22 protein-coding genes are annotated in these 20,191 nt (G+C 47.9%); 13 read left to right on the forward strand and 9 right to left on the reverse strand.

What is annotated here, in order from left to right:
* Window positions 1-5 precede the first annotated feature (5 nt).
* The 4 genes from IM638_14525 to ettA form a co-directional block, all read right to left on the reverse strand.
* Window positions 6-1,061, reverse strand: coding sequence for an AAA family ATPase (locus IM638_14525; GenBank protein ID MCA6364250.1), 1,056 nt, complete (start codon window positions 1,059-1,061; stop codon window positions 6-8).
* A 32-nt stretch (window positions 1,062-1,093) separates the two neighbouring features.
* Window positions 1,094-1,795, reverse strand: coding sequence for a hypothetical protein (locus tag IM638_14530; protein MCA6364251.1), 702 nt, complete (start codon window positions 1,793-1,795; stop codon window positions 1,094-1,096).
* A gap of 73 nt (window positions 1,796-1,868) precedes the next feature.
* Complete coding sequence (locus IM638_14535; protein MCA6364252.1) at window positions 1,869-2,576, reverse strand: hypothetical protein; 708 nt, start codon at window positions 2,574-2,576, stop codon at window positions 1,869-1,871.
* A 125-nt stretch (window positions 2,577-2,701) separates the two neighbouring features.
* Window positions 2,702-4,381, reverse strand: a complete 1,680-nt coding sequence (ettA, locus tag IM638_14540; GenBank protein MCA6364253.1) for an energy-dependent translational throttle protein EttA — start codon at window positions 4,379-4,381, stop codon at window positions 2,702-2,704.
* A gap of 239 nt (window positions 4,382-4,620) precedes the next feature.
* Between ettA and IM638_14545 the strand changes: the two genes are divergently transcribed.
* The 3 genes from IM638_14545 (at window position 4,621) to IM638_14555 (ending at window position 6,668) form a co-directional block, all read left to right on the forward strand.
* Window positions 4,621-5,070 (forward strand): hypothetical protein, encoded by a 450-nt coding sequence (locus IM638_14545; GenBank protein MCA6364254.1) that lies wholly within the window; start codon window positions 4,621-4,623, stop codon window positions 5,068-5,070.
* Between the two features lie 87 nt (window positions 5,071-5,157).
* Window positions 5,158-5,829 (forward strand): hypothetical protein, encoded by a 672-nt coding sequence (locus IM638_14550; GenBank protein ID MCA6364255.1) that lies wholly within the window; start codon window positions 5,158-5,160, stop codon window positions 5,827-5,829.
* Between the two features lie 47 nt (window positions 5,830-5,876).
* Window positions 5,877-6,668, forward strand: a complete 792-nt coding sequence (locus IM638_14555; GenBank protein MCA6364256.1) for a hypothetical protein — start codon at window positions 5,877-5,879, stop codon at window positions 6,666-6,668.
* Window positions 6,669-6,674: 6 nt separating this feature from the next.
* Here IM638_14555 and IM638_14560 read toward each other — a convergent pair whose 3' ends face one another.
* The 3 genes from IM638_14560 to IM638_14570 are packed head-to-tail and all read right to left on the reverse strand — an operon-like array spanning window position 6,675 to window position 8,294.
* Window positions 6,675-7,283: a phosphatase PAP2 family protein gene (locus tag IM638_14560; protein MCA6364257.1), complete on the reverse strand. Its 609-nt coding sequence runs from the start codon at window positions 7,281-7,283 to the stop codon at window positions 6,675-6,677.
* Window positions 7,284-7,304: 21 nt separating this feature from the next.
* Complete coding sequence (locus IM638_14565) at window positions 7,305-7,925, reverse strand: hypothetical protein (protein MCA6364258.1); 621 nt, start codon at window positions 7,923-7,925, stop codon at window positions 7,305-7,307.
* Between the two features lie 9 nt (window positions 7,926-7,934).
* Window positions 7,935-8,294 carry a cupin domain-containing protein gene (locus IM638_14570; GenBank protein ID MCA6364259.1) on the reverse strand — a complete coding sequence of 120 codons (360 nt, stop codon included), beginning with the start codon at window positions 8,292-8,294 and terminating at the stop codon, window positions 7,935-7,937.
* A gap of 146 nt (window positions 8,295-8,440) precedes the next feature.
* On the opposite strand from IM638_14570, the gene IM638_14575 reads away from it, so the two are divergent.
* The 5 genes from IM638_14575 (at window position 8,441) to IM638_14595 (ending at window position 13,952) form a co-directional block, all read left to right on the forward strand.
* Window positions 8,441-9,889 carry a hypothetical protein gene (locus tag IM638_14575; protein ID MCA6364260.1) on the forward strand — a complete coding sequence of 483 codons (1,449 nt, stop codon included), beginning with the start codon at window positions 8,441-8,443 and terminating at the stop codon, window positions 9,887-9,889.
* A gap of 97 nt (window positions 9,890-9,986) precedes the next feature.
* Window positions 9,987-12,125 (forward strand): S8 family peptidase, encoded by a 2,139-nt coding sequence (locus IM638_14580; protein MCA6364261.1) that lies wholly within the window; start codon window positions 9,987-9,989, stop codon window positions 12,123-12,125.
* Between the two features lie 9 nt (window positions 12,126-12,134).
* On the forward strand, window positions 12,135-12,392 hold the full coding sequence (locus IM638_14585; GenBank protein ID MCA6364262.1) for a hypothetical protein: 258 nt from the start codon (window positions 12,135-12,137) through the stop codon (window positions 12,390-12,392).
* Entirely contained in the window at window positions 12,392-13,273 is an 882-nt protein-coding gene (locus IM638_14590; GenBank protein ID MCA6364263.1) for a UbiA family prenyltransferase, read from the forward strand. Before IM638_14585 ends, IM638_14590 begins: the two co-directional genes overlap by 1 nt.
* Window position 13,274: 1 nt before the next feature.
* Entirely contained in the window at window positions 13,275-13,952 is a 678-nt protein-coding gene (locus tag IM638_14595; protein ID MCA6364264.1) for a YdcF family protein, read from the forward strand.
* Between the two features lie 187 nt (window positions 13,953-14,139).
* Here IM638_14595 and IM638_14600 read toward each other — a convergent pair whose 3' ends face one another.
* Window positions 14,140-14,874: a hypothetical protein gene (locus IM638_14600; protein MCA6364265.1), complete on the reverse strand. Its 735-nt coding sequence runs from the start codon at window positions 14,872-14,874 to the stop codon at window positions 14,140-14,142.
* Between the two features lie 151 nt (window positions 14,875-15,025).
* Between IM638_14600 and IM638_14605 the strand changes: the two genes are divergently transcribed.
* Together IM638_14605 and IM638_14610 are read left to right on the forward strand one after the other, a co-directional pair.
* Complete coding sequence (locus tag IM638_14605) at window positions 15,026-15,991, forward strand: histidine kinase (GenBank protein ID MCA6364266.1); 966 nt, start codon at window positions 15,026-15,028, stop codon at window positions 15,989-15,991.
* Complete coding sequence (locus IM638_14610) at window positions 15,982-16,674, forward strand: response regulator transcription factor (GenBank protein ID MCA6364267.1); 693 nt, start codon at window positions 15,982-15,984, stop codon at window positions 16,672-16,674. Before IM638_14605 ends, IM638_14610 begins: the two co-directional genes overlap by 10 nt.
* A 52-nt stretch (window positions 16,675-16,726) precedes the next feature.
* On the opposite strand, the gene IM638_14615 is transcribed toward IM638_14610, so the two are convergent.
* The gene (locus tag IM638_14615) at window positions 16,727-17,473 is read right to left on the reverse strand and encodes a TerC family protein (GenBank protein ID MCA6364268.1); all 747 of its coding nucleotides are present in this window, start codon (window positions 17,471-17,473) and stop codon (window positions 16,727-16,729) included.
* Between the two features lie 199 nt (window positions 17,474-17,672).
* On the opposite strand from IM638_14615, the gene IM638_14620 reads away from it, so the two are divergent.
* From IM638_14620 to IM638_14630, 3 genes are read left to right on the forward strand one after another with little or no spacing between them, the layout of a single operon-like run.
* Window positions 17,673-17,921, forward strand: coding sequence for a hypothetical protein (locus IM638_14620; protein ID MCA6364269.1), 249 nt, complete (start codon window positions 17,673-17,675; stop codon window positions 17,919-17,921).
* On the forward strand, window positions 17,918-18,355 hold the full coding sequence (locus IM638_14625; protein ID MCA6364270.1) for a PadR family transcriptional regulator: 438 nt from the start codon (window positions 17,918-17,920) through the stop codon (window positions 18,353-18,355). Before IM638_14620 ends, IM638_14625 begins: the two co-directional genes overlap by 4 nt.
* Window positions 18,352-20,145, forward strand: coding sequence for a PspC domain-containing protein (locus IM638_14630; protein ID MCA6364271.1), 1,794 nt, complete (start codon window positions 18,352-18,354; stop codon window positions 20,143-20,145). The genes IM638_14625 and IM638_14630 overlap by 4 nt, the downstream gene beginning before the upstream one ends.
* Window positions 20,146-20,191 lie beyond the last annotated feature (46 nt).

The raw sequence follows: 20,191 nt of genomic DNA on the forward strand, positions 1-20,191 counted from the left end.
CTCAATTATCTAATCTCGTTCTCTGAAATAATATTTGCAGCCAACTCGGTATAATTTAACACATACGACTTTATCTGGTTATCTTTTGTTTTACCTAAAATGATGTATCTGGACTTGTCCTGATATTTTTCACCCAGTTCGAAGAGTGCTTCTTGATATGCTTCAATAAACTCTTTGCTGTGTGTTGTTGCAAAAAGCTGCACATTATATTCTAAAGCCGATTCAATAATGGCTTTGATATATTCTTTCATACGCAGGTAATACACACCGGTATCAATTTCATCAATCATCAGACGTTGATTGGATGAAGTCATTATACGCAGCATAAGGCGGAGCATTTTGAGAGCACCATCGCCAAAAGCTGTTATTGGTAATAATTTAGAATTGTCTTTCTGCTGAATAGCAATTGAAGTTTCTTCGTATTGATCTTCGAGAAGGCGTATATCCTCGATTTCAGGAATAAATAGTTTCAGCGACTGAATTAGTCTGGCGTTATTACTGAGATCCTGATTAATTAGACGCGAGTAGTTTTTTACAATGCGCGAAGTATAGCCAACATTATTAGGAATAATTGCTCCTGTAGTTAAATGCTTTTCTGGTAAATAAACTGCAGGTGATACATCAGTAAGGGTATTATTAGTGTATTGAGCAACGACTTCCCCGATTTTGTTTTGACCTGAATACTTTTCACTAAATTTCTCCTTTACACTTGCTTCATGCAAACGAATATCCTGAGCTAGTATCCTGAAAACTGATTTATTATTGAACCCGTATTCAATTTCACGATTTTCGGGCTGGCTGTTATTTATAAAATAAGCAAGATAATTTCGTTTTGACGATTCGTCGCTGTCAACACTATGCTTTACAGCATATACAGCATTAAGATTATGAAGTGTCTGAACAAGATCTGTATCTAACAGTAAAGCCTCCAGCAAACTGGTTTTGCCGATATTATTATCACCGGCAATCAGATTAATCTGGCCGATATTGCTCATTTCAAAACGATCAAAACATTTGAAATGCCCGACCATGAAATCAGTAATATGGAAATTTGGAGCCATAAGCCACAAATATAACCACAAACTCCCCAATTTCAAGGCACCTTATACCCTCTCAGCTGCAACTTATAATATCCGCCCGAAGCATAATTGCGCACATGCTGCACCACACCGAGCCGCGGCACATACCACTCGAGTACCGTGGCATAGCGGTAAAACCTGCCGTTTTCAAGATCAGGCCGCTGTGCCAGCATATCGGCGCTTACTTTCCACGCGGCGAGTTTGCCTATTTTGGGCAGTATAATCGAATCGGCCGCCACAACATAGCGGTTTACAATGCGGTAATTCATTGTACTTGGACCATTGGGACCGGGCCGGGTGTCGGAAAAAGAAGCTTCGCGCAGCGAATCGCCGGGCTGCGGATTGAGCGGATAGTTGAGCCACAAGGACGGCGATTCGGGTAAGTGCATTTCATCTTCCGTGTTTTTCACATCCACCACCCACTGCCGGGCTGCCACGTAGAAAAAAAGCGAATCGGCACTGTAATACTGCGGCGTGGTGCCAATAAGTATCCGTTTGCGTGTCATGTACTGCGCCTCAGCAGTTGAAACAGTTTTTCCCTTCACATCGGTGGTGAGCAATACATTCACATTCACATACCCCATAGCCTGCCCCTTCTCATTAAAACGTACAAACGAAAACGCGGCATGCTTTCGAACCGGCATTGGCAACAGGGCATTACTGCCCGAAAATGCGGTGAGCACCACTAACAGTAAAATCAATCCGGCATGTTTCATTCCCTAAAAATACAAAACACGCCGCACAGGGTCGTAGCGGCGTGTTTGAAGGTTGTGAGAATAAAAGGGGAAATCAGGGTCTCACAATTTTGCTTATTTCAGAATGGCTTTCGAGTTTGCTTTCCTTATAGCTTTCTGAATAAACCGTTCCGATTTTGGGTGTAAACCATTCAATGCTATGACGGGGCTTGATGGGCAGTTTACCCATGGCCATTACCATTTCAAAATCAATATCGTATTCAATCTTCCAGCAATCGAAAGTTCCGGCAGGCGTGGTTTTGTTTTCTTTGGCCACCACTTTACGATTGTACATTTTTATGGTAGTGGTTGAAAACTGTGTGCCTTTGTTTTTGGTATTCATTACCACATGCGCATCAGGCAGTTTCATGCCTACACTCATGTTGCCGGGATATTCCATATCCAGTCCTTCAAACTCGAATGTAAAATCGGCACCCATGCGGGCATTGCTTGTAGATGCGAAATTTTTCATGTCCATGTAAAACTTGCCGTTTTCGCAACGCATCTTCACATCGGCCGAACCCATTTCGCGGCTTTTGGCGTCAACCGTGCTCACATGCATTTCGGCTGTGGCGCTGCTGGCTGTTTTGGTCACCTCTTTAATGGTACTGGTGCCGGTTGATACCAGTTTGCCTTTTTCATCGTAGGTGGTGGTGGTAATGCTTACGCCTTTTACAAAAAGGTCGCTTTCGCACACTTCAGCAGGCACCATGGAGGTGAACAGAAAGGCGGAAGCAAGGAGCGGGAAGAGTAATTTTTTCATGGCAGTGAGTGAGTTATTGCACAGCGCAAAGTTGTGAAATATGGTTGAATGCCTGTGGTATAAAAAAAAGATGTTGTGATAAAAAATCCCCGGCAAAAACTGTACCGGGGATTTATACAAAAGCATTACACTGCCAGTTTTTTATACTTAAAGCGTTTCGGCTCGGCTGAATCGCCCAGACGTTTGCGGCGGTTTTCTTCGTATTCGGAGAATGAGCCTTCGAAGAAATACACGCTGGCATCGCCTTCAAAAGCAAGGATATGCGTACACACCCGGTCGAGGAACCAACGGTCGTGTGAGATGATTACGGCGCAGCCTGCAAAGTTTTCGAGGGCTTCTTCGAGTGCGCGCATCGTATTCACATCAATATCGTTGGTAGGTTCGTCGAGCAGGAGCACGTTTGCGCCCGAGCGCAGTGTGAGTGCCAGGTGCAGGCGGTTACGCTCACCACCCGAAAGCACTTTTACTTTCTTGCCCTGATCGGGGCCGCTGAAGTTGAATTTCGATACAAACGCGCGCGAGTTGAGCTTATGGCCTTCAAGCTCCACATACTCCGTGCCGCCGGTTATGGCTTCAAACACGGTGTGTTCGGGATTGATTTCGGTGTGCGACTGATCGACATAAGCCACTTTTACCGTGGGGCCTACTTTAAACTCACCGGCTTCGGGCTGTATTTCGCCCATAATGAGGCGGAACAGCGTGGTTTTACCGGCGCCGTTGGGACCAATAATGCCTACAATGCCCGCCGGGGGCAGTTTAAAGTTGAGGTTTTCGTAAAGCACCTTGTCGCCAAAGGCTTTACTTACGCCAATGGCTTCAATTACTTCGTTGCCCAGACGCGGGCCGTTGGGTATGAAAAGTTCGAGCTTATCTTCCTTAGCGCGCACGTCTTCGTTGAGCATTTTCTCATAGTTGGCAATACGCGCTTTTGATTTGGCCTGGCGGCCTTTGGCACCCTGGCGCACCCACTCCAGCTCGCGTTCAAGTGTTTTGCGACGTTTGCTCTCGGTCTTTTCTTCCTGCGCCAGACGCTGTGATTTCTGGTCGAGCCAGCTTGAGTAGTTGCCTTTCCACGGAATACCTTCGCCGCGGTCGAGTTCGAGAATCCAGCCGGCTACGTTATCGAGGAAGTAACGGTCGTGCGTTACCGCAATTACGGTGCCGTGGTAATTCTGCAGGAACTGCTCGAGCCACAATACCGACTCGGCATCAAGGTGGTTGGTAGGTTCGTCGAGCAGGAGAATATCAGGCTGCTGAAGCAGCAGGCGGCACAAAGCCACGCGGCGGCGCTCACCACCCGAACATACGTTAATGGGTGTATCGCCTTCGGGGCAGTTGAGCGCACTCATGGCGCGTTCCAGCTTGCTTTCAATGTTCCACGCATCAAGCTGCTCAATACGGTCGGAAAGGCGGGCCTGACGTTCGATGAGTTTGTTCATCTCCTCATCGCTCATGGGCTCGGCAAATTTGTTGTTTACCTCTTCGTACTCATTAAGCACATCGGTAATTTCCTTCACCCCTTCCTTCACAATATCCATTACCGTTTTCGACTCATCAAGCTGCGGCTCCTGTTCGAGAAAACCAATGCTGTAGCCGGGCGAGTAATGCAAATCGCCGAGGTAATCCTTGTCCACACCCGCAATAATGCGAAGCAGCGATGATTTACCCGAGCCGTTAAGACCAATGATACCGATTTTGGCACCGTAATAAAACGAGAGGTAAATGTCTTTAAGAACCTGTTTTTGCGGCGGGTGAATTTTGCTCACGCCCACCATCGAAAAAATAATCTGTCTGCCTTCCGACATGGTATGTAAAATCTGGTTTAGAGGATGCAAATATCGGTAAATTAAACGAAGGATAAACTGTTCCCTTCAACATCCTTAATTACCCTATAAACAACTAACCAACAAGCCATTAAACCCCAAAAAACATCTATCTCCCGAATTTCGTATGTTGCTGATATAACTCAGATCGTGCAGCAACGCAAATTTCCGCATCAGTTGCAAATCCTGTTTTACACTCAAAAAGAAGAGCAATAAATCAAATGAATCAGCCAATCTCCCCAGAAGCCCTTCTGCACTGGCGTTTAAGCCTGATAAGACCTTTGTTTTTCTTCAGCTCGGTTGAAATTGTGGGTGATGCCTGGCTGAAAGGAATACAACATGTGGGCTGGGGCTGGTTTCCGGCCGAAGATTGCAGTGCGTGGTTCGACGATCTGAATATGAAAGCCGGGCCTGACTGGGCATTGCAGGAAGCGCGTATTACTAAAAGTGAATATCAGTTAATCGTTCCTTTCCATGAAGCATTCAGAATGGTTTGCGATGAAAAGGAAAATGACGGAAAAAAACTGCTTAACACGTCATCCCTCAGCAGGTTGATTAATGAAGCCCGGATGGTATGTGGAAAACTACCTCACACGATAAAAGGCGGCAAGGAAAAAGAGCTTGTCAGGCTACTGACAAAAGTGGCAGGCCGGTTTTGGATCACGAACTGATAGTAATCACATAAAACTCATATAATAACCAAACATATAATTTAATATTTTTATATATTTACCCACAAAACCAATCTCTGCACCAAGATGCCGTCATCAATTGACAACAAAAATCTGTTCTGGCTGCGCTGGACAATAAACTGTGCGTTGGGTGAAGTGCTGGGTATCGGTGCGGCGGGTTTAATTGCATTGATGGTTTTTAAGCTGCTTGGCGAACCACAAACTACAGGGTCGAAGTTACTTGTGTTGTTTTGCATGATGTGTGCAGGATTAATAGAAGGTGCTGTGCTGGGCTACATGCAATGGCGCATACTGCGTCAAAAACTTCCTGAACTGCCGCGCAGCAACTGGCTGCAATACACAATGCTTATTGCCGTGCTGGGCTGGATGCTGGGTATGCTGCCTTCGTTGTTTTTTTTCGATGAGCAGCCTGCCAACACAAGCACTTCTGCGCCTCCGCTTCCGGGTACTTTATTTGCGGCGCTGAGTGTGGGTGCAGGGCTATTGCTGGGCGCGTTGTTCGGGCTTTTCCAGTGGTTTGAACTGAAACATTATGTGCATCATTCAAAGCAATGGATTTTGGCCAATGCGCTGGGCTGGGGTGCCGGAATAGGCTGGATTTATTTCTTTGCCGGCTTGCCCGAAGAACATACACCGTTGCTGGAAACCTTGTTCTATGCAGCCTGCGGCAGCATTCTTGCCGGTTTAAGTGTAGGTGCAATTACCGGTGCTTTTCTGGTGCGGCTGCATAAAAAGTAGAAATCCGTCTCCGGCAAACAAATACGTGCAGGTGTTGTTTTGTATGCATGTATTTCATTTCTGAATTAAGAACACGAAACGAACCGCTGTTTTGGTTTGGTCTGCTCTGCTTTGCGGCTGCGCTGGTGTTTATTCTGCTTTCGTTGCGTTCAAACCTGCTTGTGGCGGGTGTGAATGCCTGGTATAAACCAATCAAATTTGCCCTTTCAATCGGTATTTACTGCTGGACAATGGGCTGGTTCATACATTACCTTCCAAAATTCAATGTATCGCTTTTCAACCTGACCATTATTGTACTGCTGGGTTTTGAAATTGTGTACATCGCCCTGCAGGCGGGGCGCGGCGAGCTTTCGCATTACAACCAGCGTGCGCCTGTTTATGTAATTCTGTACGGACTAATGGCCATAGCGGCCACCGTGGTTACACTTTACACGGCATACGCGGGTATCGAATTTTTCAGGCAGCCGGTGCAGCTTCCGGCGGCTTATCTGAATGGCATACGCGCCGGTATTTTCATCTTCGTCATTTTCTCGCTCGAGGGTTTTGTAATGGGTTCGCGGCTTTCGCACACCATTGGCGGGGCCGATGGCAACCACGGCATTGCGTTTTTAGGCTGGAGCAAACGCTTCGGCGATCCGCGTTTGGCGCATTTTATTGGTATGCATGCCTTGCAGGTATTGCCGTTGCTGGGCTGGTATGTGTTCAGGGAAAGCCGCTGGGTTTGGCTTACGGCTGCGCTTTACTTTTTACTGGCGCTGTTTACACTTGTGCAGGCGCTGCGTGGTTTGCCTTTTTCAGGCAAGCCTCCGGCCGCTGCAGAAAACAGCAGACAGCAGTAAAACGTATCAGCAGTTTTTACGGAAAAGCCCGGCTCCGCTGCGCAGAATAAATGCGTTAAGCTGCCAGCAAAGCCACGCCGACCCCACGCCAATCAGCGCGCCGGCAATTACATCGGTTGGATAGTGCATGCCCAGATGCATGCGCGAATAGGCTACCGTACCTGCCCATACAAACGCAGGCGCAGCCACGTACCATTTGGGAAAAGCCATGGTAAGCGAAGTAGCCAGCGCAAACGCCGAAGAAGTGTGGCCCGAAGGAAATGAATACGGTCCGGCATGCTGCTGCGGCACAATATCGTTATAGGTCACATACGGCCGCTTGCGACCAATGCTGTATTTAAGCCCAACCGTAATTGCTGTGGAAACTGCCATTGTGCTGCCCACAATCCAGAAACGCTGCTGGCGCAAACTATCGCATTTCATGAGCGAATGCACAAGCAGACCGGCTGGAAGAATGGCGCAGGCCGGCACCATGCTGTTTGAAGCACCTTTCATCAGTCCGTCGAGGCGCACATTGCGTTCTACATGTATGCTGCGCAGCTGGCGGATGTCCCAGTTTTGGGCAGGCAGCAGCAAGGCAATAAAGCAGGTCAGGCTAAGTAAAGTGTATTTCATACTAAGGAGGAAAGCTTCAAATTACTTAAATGTAAGCGGATGCGCCGCATTAAATCGCTTCAGAAAAATGAAAAGCTGCTGAGCGCGCTTGCGTTTATTAAGTTGCCTGAATTCTGCGGCCAGTTTTTCGTCGTGCGTTTCAAGAAAACTGAGCATGAACTGCGGCGTAAACAAGGCTATGCTGCCGGTGTAGGTATCCAGCACATATTGCATTTGCTGGCGCACAGGGGCATTGCCTGCAACAGGGCCGCCCGTGTATAGATAATTCATTTCTGTGGTGGTAAAATGACATAGCGTGCCCACCACCATAAGGCGTGTGAATCCTTCCTGCGTGCGGATATAAATATGGCGGTTAAAACAATAGCCCCAAAGTGCCGAAGTAAGCGTATCATGCTGCACACCGGCACTGTCGCGCCAGGAAATGTTCCGGCCGGCCACCGTTTTACTCATAAAATCGGGCGCTTCCCGGTCGGCGGCAGAAATAAGTTGTGCAAGCGGAACCGGCCTGTTGGCTTTAAATGCGTCGAAGCTGAGGTAAATGCCCGGCTGCAATTCCACAGTCCGGTGGCGTAATGCGGAATCGGGCTGTGCAATGAGTACAGGCGGAAGTGTAAGAAGAAAAAGTAAAAATAGAATACGCATACAAAGCAATCAGATTTCTTCGAGGGTAATCCGGGTTTTATCACCACCCGCATTACCGGTGTTCATGGTTTCGGCCGGTTCAAAGAGCATTACCGATACTTCTTCATCGGCCAGCGGGCAATGCTCCACTCCGCGCGGCACTACAATCATTTCGCCTTCATGAAGCTGCACATTTTTATCGCGGAACTGCATGGTAAAACTTCCCTTCACCACATAAAACAACTCATCTTCATGTGTGTGTGAATGCCATACAAACTCACCTTTAAATTTCACCAGCCGCACCTGCTGTCCGTTGAGAGAGGCTACTACGCGCGGGTTCCAGTGGTCGGTGAATTGGGTGAGTTTATCGGTGAGGTTTATTTTTTGCATGGAGTGAAGATAAATGAATTGACCGGAATAATAGGTGTAATTAAGAATCCGGGAGATTTAAAATGCTTACTCAAACACTAGCAAATTAATACATTTACACTATGAATGTAACCCTTGTTTGCCCTTAAGCTCATTCGTCAATCGCCATGAATAAAATACAGTCTAATTGTGCGCTGTTCGTGCAGCTTTTACTCGTGCTGATACCACTTTCCGCATTTTCGCAGATAGATCCCCCCAAAGCAACTGTAACCTGGTTCGACGGAAGTACTTTTAAACAACGCGAGTCCGACATCGTAAAATATACGCTAACCGATTCTTTCTTTTTACGAAGCAGATATAATATCCAATTAAAAAGCGACAGTATTATTTTTCAAGGAAAAAAATACCTCAATACCAGTAAATTCAATCACTACCTGAATTTCGACAGGTTTGACAGCAGTACAAAAACTTCACAACGTATTTCCTCATTCCCGCTAAACGATACACTAAAGTTAAACAGGGTAACCTTTAGTAAAAACGGAAGCTATTGTTTGGTTGCCCAATACGATTCCTATGCTGCCAGGCCTGACAAGAATCAGGGTAAGATTATTTTTTATGTTTTTGCTAAAGGCCAGTTAATTTCCACAATAAATGCAATTTATAAAGGCAGATCTTTATCAGATTATTCAATTAATAACATTGGAACAGTATTACTGATTACTTCCAACTTTCAGGAAATTGAACTGCAAACTCCAATAAGTAAAACAAAAACAAGCGGTGCGTATAGCGAACTCATACTGATTCATGCAAACGGGCAAATTATCCGCCAGGAGAAATTTAAAACGGATACCACATATAAATTATCAACAATCTATAATACACGCGGAACGGGCTATATGCTGGAGTTTCTGAAAGACAGAAATACATTACCAAAGGCGCAGTATAAACATTCACTGGACGAATATGAGACCTTTAATTATAAACTCATTTATATTGATCAATCAGGTGAAGTAAGATGGAATAAAAATTTTTTAATAAAGGGGATGGGGCATTTCAGCGATGATGTGGTTGAAATTAATCATGATCTTATTTTCAGGATAAGTCTGCAATCAACCTTTCAGGAACCCAAAATTATCTGTGACCAGAAAGAAATACACTATCCCTATAGCAAAAATAGTCCGTTTCTAATTCAAACAATTCTGCTGCATACTGATTCAACAGGAAAATTAGTGTGGTATGGTCAGCTTCAAACAGACAGTTTGTTTACAGCTCCTAGTCGCATGGCAGGCAATATGAATTCAACAACGATCGACGTGCTATCCATTCAATGGCCAGATACTGTAAACGGTAAGAACCTGTTGGATTGTATTAACTTAACCCGGTTAATTCTTACACGTATTGATTTAACCACACATCAGCTTTCCACGTTTGTAATCATGGAAAATAGTCGGTTTATATCGGTTGTAGATTTTCAGATATTAACGGAAAATAAATTTTTGATTACGGCCAGATTTAAAGAACCACCCGGTGGACAATCAATAATTACGAAGGATAAAATGCAACCGGGATATTCTGCACAGCTAACTGGTGTATTTACGCCGGATCAGAAAAAATGAATAAATCCTTTGTGATTAAAATATCGGCTGTTGCTGGCTTTGGCAGCCGCAATTGATTTAATTCACCGATCTTTATACATCATCTGTACAATCAGCCATGAAACAACTATACGCCTTCCTGTTTCTCTCCTTTACATTTTCATTTGCGGCCAATGCACAAACAAATGTGCCATTAAATGTACTGATGCTTGCTCAAAAGCAGCCGCAAGGCTCGTCCATCGGCCTGCTGGTAAAAGGTGATGCGGCACAGGTTTCAGCCGCTGTGAAAAAGCATGGCGGGCGCATGCGGCAAAGCACAGGACAAATCAGCTCGGTGGAGTTGCCGGTGGCTGCATTGCGGGCATTTGCCGCTGAACCGGGCATTCTGGAAATTGGTCATGCGCCGGTGGCGCTGCAGCTTTTGAATGATACCATGCGCACACAATCGCACGTGGATGAAGTACACAATGGCCTTGCGCCGCTAACACAGGGCTTTACCGGCCGCAATGTGGTAATGGGCATTATGGACTCAGGCATCGACTTTAACCATCCCGATTTTAAAGACAGCCTCGGCAATACGCGCATTTATGCCCTGTGGGATCAGCGCGACAATACCGGCCCCGGCCCTGCGCCTTACAACTACGGCACATTGTGGACACAGGCACAGATAAACGGCGGCAACTGCACGCACAACGATTTGCAGTATTACGGCCACGGCACCCACGTAAGCGGCATTGCTGCCGGAAACGGACGTGCTACTGCCGTTCGGAATTACTCAGGTGTTGCGCCTGATGCCGTGATTGTAGCCGTAGCCATTGACTTTACAGGCGCCAACAGCCCCACGGCCATTGCCGATGCTACCGCGTGGATGTATGCACAGGCACAAACCCTCGGCCTGCCCTGCGTAATCAATGCCAGCCTTGGCGATTATTACGGCTCGCACGACGGGCAGGATTTGCAGGCGCAGCTGATGGACAATTTAATTACGGCGCAAACAGGCCGCGTGTTTGTGGGCGCAGCAGGCAACGCCGGCGATCTGGACATACACCTCTCCTACCCGCTCAGCGCCGATACTGCGCTGACGTGGTTTACCGTGGGCAGCGGCAATATTTACATGCAGTTGTGGATGGATACTGCCGCTGCAGCCAATGCGCATTTTGCCGTAGGCACCACCAACACCACTTCGTGGACCGACAGAGGCCGCACGCCGTTTACCACCATTGCACAAAACCTGAGTGGCATTGGCACCGACACGGTGTTTAACGCGCAGGGCCAGCGGCTGGGCATTGTACAACGCGCAGGCACCGTACAGGGCAGCGCCTATTCAATGGAATTTCTGGTGCAGCCCGATTCGCTCAACGGCTACGGCTGGAGCCTCGAAGCCACGGGCAGCGGTGTGTTTCACAGCTGGAGCTTTGATTTTGTGCCCAATGCCTCGCTTCCTTCGCAGGCCGTTTATCCACGCATGAGCGAGTACCGTATGCCCGACCGCATCAGCACATTAGTGAGCAGCTTTCAGTGCTCCGACAAAGTAATTACCGTAGGCAACTACGTAAACCGCAGCCGCTGGCCCGATGTAAACAACGTGTGGCAAACCGACGCCAGCGTAACTGCCGGCGATATTATGAGCAACAGCAGCCGCGGCCCCACACGCACAGGCCGTACCAAGCCCGAAATTGCCGCGCCGGGTGCAAACAACTTTTCGTGCGCGGTAATCAGCACCCTGCCCAATTTTATTACCAATGCACCGCAGGTGGTGGCGCAGGGCGGCTATCATATTCAGGGTGGCGGCACATCAGCAGCATCGCCGGTGGTGGCGGGCGCAGCGGCACTGTGCCTGCAACACACGCCCGGTGCCGACTGGCTGCAAGTGCGCAATGCACTGCTTTACTGCACCCGCAACGACAGCTTTACCGGCCCCGTAGCCGCTGCACCCGATAATACCTGGGGCTACGGAAAGCTGGATGCATTTTCAGCACTCACCAATTGCTTCCTCACCACCACCGGCCCCGAACAACCGGCCGGAGCACAGGGCAATGTGTATCCAAACCCGGCCGCAGCCGGACTGGCCGTTACGCTTCAGCTGCCGCAACCGGCCACACAAATTGAAGTATTCAATATGCTGGGCGAAATTGTACTTGCACAAACCATTGCGGCCAGCGGGAATACGGTAACTTTGCATACCGAAAAGCTGCCGCCCGGCTTATATCTGCTCCGCACAACGGCGGGCAACGTGATGCGGCTTGTGATTCGCTGACAGAACTGTATGCTACGTTATATGAAACCGTTTGGCTGGGTTGTGCTTTTGTTTGGCGCACTTACAGCCGGGTTTTCCACACTTCCGGGGGTACTCGGATTTCTTGCCCTGCCAATGATGCTAATGGGCATGGGGCTTTCTACTATTTACCTTATGCTGAGCACACGTTACCGCGTGGAGCACGGATACATACACCCCGGCTACATTGGTCTGCTGCTGAGTTCGGTGCCGTTGCTGCTGATTATTTTGTTTAAACTCATCAACTAATGGAAACCGCCGCTCCCCGCACACAGGTATCCAACTACCTTTCACTGGTTACATTCAGCCATACCATTTTTGCGCTGCCGTTTGCCATAATCGGCTTTCTGCTGGCAGTACGGTTTGGGGATTATACGTTTTCGTGGAAACTGTTTTTGCTGGTGCTGGGCTGCATGGTAAGTGCACGCAGCGCCGCCATGGCGTTTAACCGCTACATCGACCGCGATATTGATGCAAAGAATGCACGCACCGCCACGCGCGAAATTCCGGCCGGCATCATCACGCCCAAAAATGCGTTGTGGTTTGTTATACTCACCTCGCTTGCCTTTGTGGCCTGCACGTGGTTTATCAACCGGCTTTGCTTTTATCTTTCGCCGGTGGCGCTGGCGGTAATTCTGGGCTACAGCTTAACCAAACGTTTTACGGCACTGTGTCATCTGGTGCTGGGCGTGGGGCTGGCGCTGGCGCCCATTGGTGCGTGGCTGGCCGTTACCGGCGTGTTTGCCTGGCTGCCGCTGCTGTTTTCGTTTGCGGTGCTGTGCTGGGTGAGCGGGTTTGATATGATTTATGCGTTGCAGGACGAATCGTTTGACCGCGAAAACAAGTTGAATTCAATGCCGGTTTTGCTGGGTAAAAAGGGGGCGCTTCGTTTGTCGGAAGTGCTGCATGTGTTTGCGGCAGTGTTTATCTGGCTGCCGGTTTATACACACAGTTTTGGTGTATGGTACTGCATCGGCGCATCGGTGTTCAGCGGTTTGCTGGTGTATCAGCACACGCTTGTAAAGCCCGATGATCTGAGTAAGGTGAACCGTGCTTTTTTTACAACCAATGGCATAGCCAGCGTGGTGTTTGCGGTGTTTGTGGTGCTGGAATTGTTTTTCCCGCTGTAAAATGAACGCGGTGAAACGATTTTTCGGCTGGTTCATTGCCACGCGACTGCGGCGCTGGGCTTTCATTTGGCTGCCGCTGTGTGGCGTGCTGCTGGTAGTAAGTTGTCATTTATGGATACAGCGCAGCACGCAGGCACAAATTTACAGCGAGGTAAATGCTGTTCCGGCGCATGACGTGGCGCTGGTGCTGGGAGCCAATCCGCTTGCGCGCACGGGCCGCACCAATCTGTATTTTCTTTATCGGATGGAAGCGGCGGCGGCGCTTTACAAAGCCGGTAAAGTGAAGCACATTATTGTTAGCGGCGATAATCACATTGCCACTTACGATGAATCTACAGCGATGAAACTGGCGCTTACTTCGCTTGGCGTGCCCGATTCGTGCATCACGCTCGACTTTGCCGGTTTCCGCACGCTCGACTCGGTGGTGCGTTGCAAAACAGTATTCGGCCAAAGCAGTGTGATTATTGTTTCGCAGCAGTTTCACAATGAGCGTGCCCTGTTTATTGCCAATCGTCGTGGCCTTAGCGCCGTGGCATTTAACGCAAAAGACGTGCCCGGTGCCTACTCCCGCCGTACACAGCTCCGCGAGTATCTTGCCCGCGTAAGCGCAGTGTTTGATGTGGTGCTGCTCAACCGCCAACCGAAATTTGGCGGCCCGCCGGAGCCCATCAAACTTTGATCTCACATCCTCCCGGTTTTCACAAGAAAACCCAAACCCAAGGTTTTCACCCAAAAACCAAAACCAGGGTTTCCACAAGAAAACCCAGACTCCACGGTTTCCGCAAGGAAACCGAAAAACAAGCCCCAAGCCCCATGAAAAACATGCAAACCCCCAAAGCCCGCACCGTGCCCCCATGCGCCCACAACTACAAATCAGCTCTCACCATCTTCATTTTCACCTTCTTTCCTTTCACAATTTCCTGATGCACCAGCTGCCGGTCTGATTTACGGATATAATATACCGAAGCCAGTCCGGGCGAAATATCATCCGTTACTACCACACGCCATACCTCATACTTGTTGTTTTTTCCCGAGGTAAACACCTGCGATTTCACCTCGGCAATATGCATTTGCATGATGCCTGATTTTTTGTCGGGGTCATAGTTATAAATGGTAATGTCTTTTTTGAGCCCGTCTTCAAGCTTCACCCAGCGCACAAGATGTGTATATAAATTACTGTCGAAATAAGCTGCTGAAACAGTATCGCGGATTTCTTTGCGTTCGTTTTTTTTCAGGTTGATATAATGCCCGGTAATAATTGGATTGAAGTTGAGTACCATTTCGCGCTGCGCATTCACTGAGCTATGCCGTATCGGTTTAAGTGTGGCCGAATCGGCAATGGTTGAGTCAATCCACAATCTGTCTGAATTGCGCATACGCATGGTTGACACGACATAGAGTTTTCCGTTTGCAAACCGTACCGAATCTGTCATAAGTCCGATCGGAATTTCCTTTTTCCCCACCATCATGAACCACGATGTTTCGTAGCGCACAGGTTTAATTGTGTGCATATCAATGTATGAACTGCCCGGCACCAGCGGCTGTTCGGCAAGTGCAAATCCAAGCGGCACCACGCAAATTGCAATCAGAAGTTTTTTCATTCGCTCCTATTTTCCGGCAATGGTACAACGATGTGTTAAGCAGTTGATTTAAAATTATGCCAACGAAACAGATTTTATACCAATGGCGATGATATAATTGCCTGCCGCAGGCTGTTGAATTTTGTACTTTTATAGATGCAGTTATACATGCATGATACGAATACTGAGAAGCCTTTTTTTGCGCAATGCCCTGCTGCTGCTATTTATAGAGGCCTGTATTTTCATATCACTTCTGCTTAGCCGTCCATTGTCTTATATTCTTGTTCCGCTGCTATTTATGGCGGTAACTTATGGCGTTGTTTTTCTATTCAATCATTTTGCCGTCCGTCTTTTGTTGCTGCGAAAAAAGCTGGCCATATTTGGCACCACCTTGTTGCTGTATCTTATTGCAGTTTCGTTTCTGCTCTGGGGCGGTATGGAGGGCTTTAAGGAAGGTCAGTGGTTGTGGGCATTTGTGAATTGCCTGCTTGTGCAACTGACCGGTAGCGGCTTGTATTTTATTTTTCTGTGGGTAAAAGACAACTACATCCGCACCGGCGAACAACTCCGGCAGAAACAGGATGAGTTGCATTTGCTGCATCTGCAAATGAATCCGCATTTTCTGATGAATGCGTTGAACAACCTGTATGGCATATCGCTATCTGCGCCTGATCAGGTGCCCGGTAAAATTGTGGAGTTGTCGGAGCTGCTGCGCTATCAGGTAAATGCTACACGCCGTGAGCGGGTGAAGCTGGACGAGGAAATTGAATTTCTTGAAAAGTTTATTGCGCACCAGCAATGGAAAAGCCGGCAATTACGTGGAGGTTTGCGTACCACGGGCATAAGAGAAAGCGTGGAAATACCGCCGTTGCTGGGTTTGCCGCTGCTTGAAAACGCCATTAAGTTTGCGCTCGAAACGCCTGAGCCGTATTTTGAAATAGCGATCGATTACCGCAGCGGCGTTTTTACTGTTTCGCTTACAAACAGTTGTCTGGCACCTGCACAGCGTAAAAACGGTACCGGGCTTGGCCTTGTAAACCTGAAGCAGCGCCTGCAGCTGAGTGGTTTGCGGCACGAATTAAGCAGCCACGAGAAAGAACCTTCGATGTATTTTACGGAGCTGAAGCTATGGATATAAATTGCGCCTGCTTAATTGCCGATGATGAAGCACCAGCGCATCTGGTAATCGAATCGCATCTGGCGCAGGTGCCGGGGTTTTACTGTGCCGGCCATGCCTGCAACGGTGCCGAAGCACTGGCGGAAATGGCTTCGGGCCGCTACGGGCTGGTGTTTCTGGATATAGAAATGCCGGTAATTTCAGGACTTGATTTGTTACGCAATCTGCCGCACCGTCCGGCTGTAATCATTACCACGGCCTACGAAAATTTTGCCTTTGAGTCGTACCAGCTTGATGTGGCTGATTATTTGCTGAAGCCCATTTCGCTGCCGCGTTTCATTAAATCGCTTCAAAAAGCCAAACCGTTTATTCCGGTGCAGCAGTCAACAGAAGTGTTGCAGTTTCAGGTAAAAGGCGAAAAGGTACATATACGCCCTTCGGAATTGAGCCATGTGGAAAGTATGGGCAATTATATCCGGCTTTATTTCACTGCCGCCCGGTTGCCGCTTACCGTTTATGGCAGTTTACGCGATACAGCCCGGCAACTGGGCGGCAGTGGCTTTTTGCAAATTCATAAATCGTTTGTGATTAATACCGCGCTGGTGCAGCAGATTTCTGAAAATTCGGTCATGCTGCAAAATCAGGTGATACTGCCCGTTGGACGCAAATACAAACTCCTGCTCGAACAACGCACCGCAAAATAAAATGGCTGCCCTGCCAATGCAGAACAGCCATACATGCTTTGTATGCTTTTGATTATTCTTTCTTTGCGCTCTTTTTGCGGAAACGCATATTGAGCAATTCCACAAGGAATGCAAAGGCCATGGAGCAATACACATAAGCCTTTTCCACATGCACATGCAAGGCATCGAGAATAAGCACCATACCAATCATAAGCAGAAACGCCAGCGCCAGCATTTTTACCGTGGGGTGACGTTCCACAAATTCGGCCACCGGACGCGAAAAGAGCATCATAATTACGGTTGATGCAACTACCGCAAACACCATTACCGAAAGGTACTTACTGATGCCCACCGCAGTGAGGATAGAATCAAATGAAAACACGATATCAATAAGTACTATTTGCAAAATAACCTGACTGAATAATGCCTTGGCTTTGCTGCCTTTTTGTTCTTCATCCTCACCTGCCCCCTCCATTTTATTGTGAATTTCAGAGGTGGTTTTTACAAGCAGGAATACGCCGCCGGCAAACAAAATCAGGTCACGTCCGCTAAACCCTTCTCCGAATACGGTAAAGAGTTCTTTTTCCATTCCCATAATAAAGGAAATGAAGAAAAGAAGCACCACACGAACCACCATGGCTATGGCCAGACCCAGATTCCAGGCTTTACGCTGATCCTTGGCATTCAGCTTTCCGGCAATGATGGAAATGAAAATGATGTTGTCGATTCCCAGAACGGTTTCGAGCACAATTAAGGTAAGCAGGTTCATCCAGCCTTCGGCCCGGCCGAACACGGATAAAGATTCTAAAAACTGATCCATTTCGTAGTATTTATTGAGGCGCACAAAAATAATCAGTTTTTCCCTTTCTCGATCTAAAAAATAATTCACTGATAATCAAACAATTGAAAATTATTTTAGTACTATGTCTTGCATAGTACCTATCTATGGATATATCTTTGCTTCGTAAAGTTAAATGCTATACACGCATCCATATATAACAAGATAACACCGCATACCCATGAAAACGCTATTACTCAGTTTGTTTCTGTTTCCGGGTGCCGATGTTCCCGCAGAGGTAAAAACAGAAAGCGCATTCCAGATAAAAAACCGGCATATTGAATTTACCCGCTATATACAGGCTGATTTACTTACGGTGAAAGAAACCGGAGGTAATTCAATTTGGGTAGCCCGCATTAACTGCTTTCGCCACGAGTATAAAGTGGTGGGCGAATTGAACACATTACACATTAAAGCCAAACGCTCATGAACATTGAGAACACCAAAGCCCAGATGCGCAAAGGGGTGCTGGAGTTTTGCATTCTCTCCATTCTTTCAGACGGAGATGCTTACCCCACCGAAATTATTGAACGCATGAAACTGGCCCGGCTTGTAGTGGTGGAAGGCACGCTCTATCCGCTGCTTACCCGCCTGAAAAACATGGACTTACTCACCTACCGCTGGGAAGAATCAACCTCAGGGCCGCCGCGTAAATATTACCGGCTTACCGAAACAGGTATTAGTTTTTTACGCGAACTGGAAGCCACCTGGGACGAACTGGTGGCCTCGGTAGAGCAGGTTACCCAAAAGCCGCAGCAGCAGGCCATATCAGCCGCAGTGCCTTTTAATCCGGAAGCTGCTCCGCAGCCCGAAAAACAAGCAAACAACCACACAACCACCAACGATAATACTGAAGTACAATGAACAAGACGGTAACCATCAATATCAGCGGCATTATTTTTCATATCGAGGAAGATGCGTTTGAGGTATTGCGCAATTACCTGCAAACCCTGCGCAACCGTTTCAGCCAGGAAGAAGGCTGCGACGAAATAATGGCCGACATTGAAGCCCGCATTGCCGAACTGCTCAAAGCCAAAACCGGTATTTCGAAAGAGGTGATTGTGATGGCCGACGTAGAAGGCGTAATTGCCGTAATGGGCAGCCCCGAATCGTTTGCGGAAGGCGAAGAACCCCAGCAAACACAAAATACCGGCCAGCAAAACCAGCAGAACCAGCAAAACAATACCGGCCAGCAAAGCTACTCGCGCGGATACGCCCGCCGACGGCTCTTCCGCGATCCCGACGACCGTATTATTGGCGGTGTTTGCGCCGGTTTGGGACATTATTTCGATATCAATCCCATCTGGATCCGCCTTACACTGGCCGTGAGCTTCTTTGTATTCGGTTCAGGATTTCTGCTTTACATACTCCTGCTCATCATTATGCCCAAAGCCGAAACCACAGCCGAAAAGCTTGAAATGCGCGGCGAGCCGGTTGACGTAAACAACATAAGCCGAAGCATTAAGGATGATTTCGAAAACTTCAAACGGCGCATGGAGGATCTGGGCGAAGAAGCCAGCAACTGGGGTAAAAAACAGTTCGGATCGGCCCGCGAAAACTATAACAGCGAACGCCGAAACAGCCGTGGCATTGAACGGGTGCTTGGGTCACTATTTGAAGTAGCCGGGCGCGTGTTTTCTTTTGTACTGCTCGTAATAGGTGTAGGCATACTCATCGGCATACTTACGTCAACCTTTACCTTTCACCGCGTGGGCCCCGACGAACTTGGCCATAGTTTCAGAAACCTGTTCAGCAGCAACAGCGATTACATACTTGCCATTATTGCCTTCTTCCTCGTGTTCGGTATTCCGGCCATGATGATGATTTATCAGGGAATTAAAGCACTTTTCAATATTAAAGTAACAACTAAGGTAATTGGATATAGCGCCCTGTCGCTCTGGTTTATAGGTATCGTTATTGGCATCTACTGCGGCGTGGGCGTGGCTTCCAATTTCCGCCACAGCGGTCACATTACCGAACGCTTTAATTTTGCCAGTCCGGCACCCGATACCCTGCAGCTTTCGGTAAATATTGACTCCGATCTGGAAAACGAAACCTATAATTATCGCCACAAGAAATATAAAAATCACGACCGCCGCTACGCGTATTTTGCAGTAACCAACGAAGGCATGAAATTCGGTACCACCGAACTGCATATTATCCCTTCGCAAACCGGCCAATATGAGCTGGTGATACACAAATACTCCGAAGGCAGTACCCGCGAAGAAGCCGGTCTGCTGGCACGAGAAATACGTTTTCAGTTGCGTCAGGAAGGGAATAAACTCATCATCCCCGGTTCATTTACCATTGGGCACGACCAGAAATGGCGGGCGCAGGAAGTGGAGCTTGAGCTACATGTACCTCAGGGAAAGGTAGTTAACCTTGACCAAAGTACACGTGAAATCATTCACAACGTGGACAATGAGCAAAACACCTATGACCCGAATATGGCAGGCCGCCGCTGGCGTATGGGTAAAGACATGCTGACCTGTGTGGATTGCGACGGACTTGATATGGAGAATACAAATTCCAAAGCCCGTGAAAATTCGCAAGCCAATAAGCAAGCCGACAGTACAGCCAAAGCGCAGGATGAACTGGAAAAGAAAATTCAGCGTGTGGCCGACAGTATTCGCAATGCGGCCGGGAAAAAATAATTGCACGGAACTGTAACTATACGTCCTGTCTGTTCGTCTTATTCAC

The sequence above is a fragment of the Bacteroidota bacterium genome, from assembly GCA_020402865.1.
Classification (GTDB): Bacteria; Bacteroidota; Bacteroidia; order Palsa-965; family Palsa-965.

What these genes read in the sequence shown, in the direction of transcription:
- IM638_14595 (MCA6364264.1), top strand. Translation starts at nt 13,275, where the DNA reads ATGAACGCGGTGAAACGATTTTTCGGCTGGTTCATTGCCACGCGACTG.
- IM638_14550 (MCA6364255.1), top strand. Translation starts at nt 5,158, where the DNA reads ATGCCGTCATCAATTGACAACAAAAATCTGTTCTGGCTGCGCTGGACA.
- IM638_14570 (MCA6364259.1), bottom strand. Translation starts at nt 8,294, where the DNA reads ATGCAAAAAATAAACCTCACCGATAAACTCACCCAATTCACCGACCAC.
- IM638_14530 (MCA6364251.1), bottom strand. Translation starts at nt 1,795, where the DNA reads ATGAAACATGCCGGATTGATTTTACTGTTAGTGGTGCTCACCGCATTT.
- ettA (MCA6364253.1), bottom strand. Translation starts at nt 4,381, where the DNA reads ATGTCGGAAGGCAGACAGATTATTTTTTCGATGGTGGGCGTGAGCAAA.
- IM638_14600 (MCA6364265.1), bottom strand. Translation starts at nt 14,874, where the DNA reads ATGAAAAAACTTCTGATTGCAATTTGCGTGGTGCCGCTTGGATTTGCA.
- IM638_14555 (MCA6364256.1), top strand. Translation starts at nt 5,877, where the DNA reads ATGTATTTCATTTCTGAATTAAGAACACGAAACGAACCGCTGTTTTGG.
- IM638_14630 (MCA6364271.1), top strand. Translation starts at nt 18,352, where the DNA reads ATGAACAAGACGGTAACCATCAATATCAGCGGCATTATTTTTCATATC.
- IM638_14615 (MCA6364268.1), bottom strand. Translation starts at nt 17,473, where the DNA reads ATGGATCAGTTTTTAGAATCTTTATCCGTGTTCGGCCGGGCCGAAGGC.
- IM638_14560 (MCA6364257.1), bottom strand. Translation starts at nt 7,283, where the DNA reads ATGAAATACACTTTACTTAGCCTGACCTGCTTTATTGCCTTGCTGCTG.
- IM638_14565 (MCA6364258.1), bottom strand. Translation starts at nt 7,925, where the DNA reads ATGCGTATTCTATTTTTACTTTTTCTTCTTACACTTCCGCCTGTACTC.
- IM638_14605 (MCA6364266.1), top strand. Translation starts at nt 15,026, where the DNA reads ATGATACGAATACTGAGAAGCCTTTTTTTGCGCAATGCCCTGCTGCTG.
- IM638_14585 (MCA6364262.1), top strand. Translation starts at nt 12,135, where the DNA reads ATGCTACGTTATATGAAACCGTTTGGCTGGGTTGTGCTTTTGTTTGGC.
- IM638_14610 (MCA6364267.1), top strand. Translation starts at nt 15,982, where the DNA reads ATGGATATAAATTGCGCCTGCTTAATTGCCGATGATGAAGCACCAGCG.
- IM638_14625 (MCA6364270.1), top strand. Translation starts at nt 17,918, where the DNA reads ATGAACATTGAGAACACCAAAGCCCAGATGCGCAAAGGGGTGCTGGAG.
- IM638_14525 (MCA6364250.1), bottom strand. Translation starts at nt 1,061, where the DNA reads ATGGCTCCAAATTTCCATATTACTGATTTCATGGTCGGGCATTTCAAA.
- IM638_14590 (MCA6364263.1), top strand. Translation starts at nt 12,392, where the DNA reads ATGGAAACCGCCGCTCCCCGCACACAGGTATCCAACTACCTTTCACTG.
- IM638_14575 (MCA6364260.1), top strand. Translation starts at nt 8,441, where the DNA reads ATGAATAAAATACAGTCTAATTGTGCGCTGTTCGTGCAGCTTTTACTC.
- IM638_14545 (MCA6364254.1), top strand. Translation starts at nt 4,621, where the DNA reads ATGAATCAGCCAATCTCCCCAGAAGCCCTTCTGCACTGGCGTTTAAGC.
- IM638_14580 (MCA6364261.1), top strand. Translation starts at nt 9,987, where the DNA reads ATGAAACAACTATACGCCTTCCTGTTTCTCTCCTTTACATTTTCATTT.
- IM638_14620 (MCA6364269.1), top strand. Translation starts at nt 17,673, where the DNA reads ATGAAAACGCTATTACTCAGTTTGTTTCTGTTTCCGGGTGCCGATGTT.
- IM638_14535 (MCA6364252.1), bottom strand. Translation starts at nt 2,576, where the DNA reads ATGAAAAAATTACTCTTCCCGCTCCTTGCTTCCGCCTTTCTGTTCACC.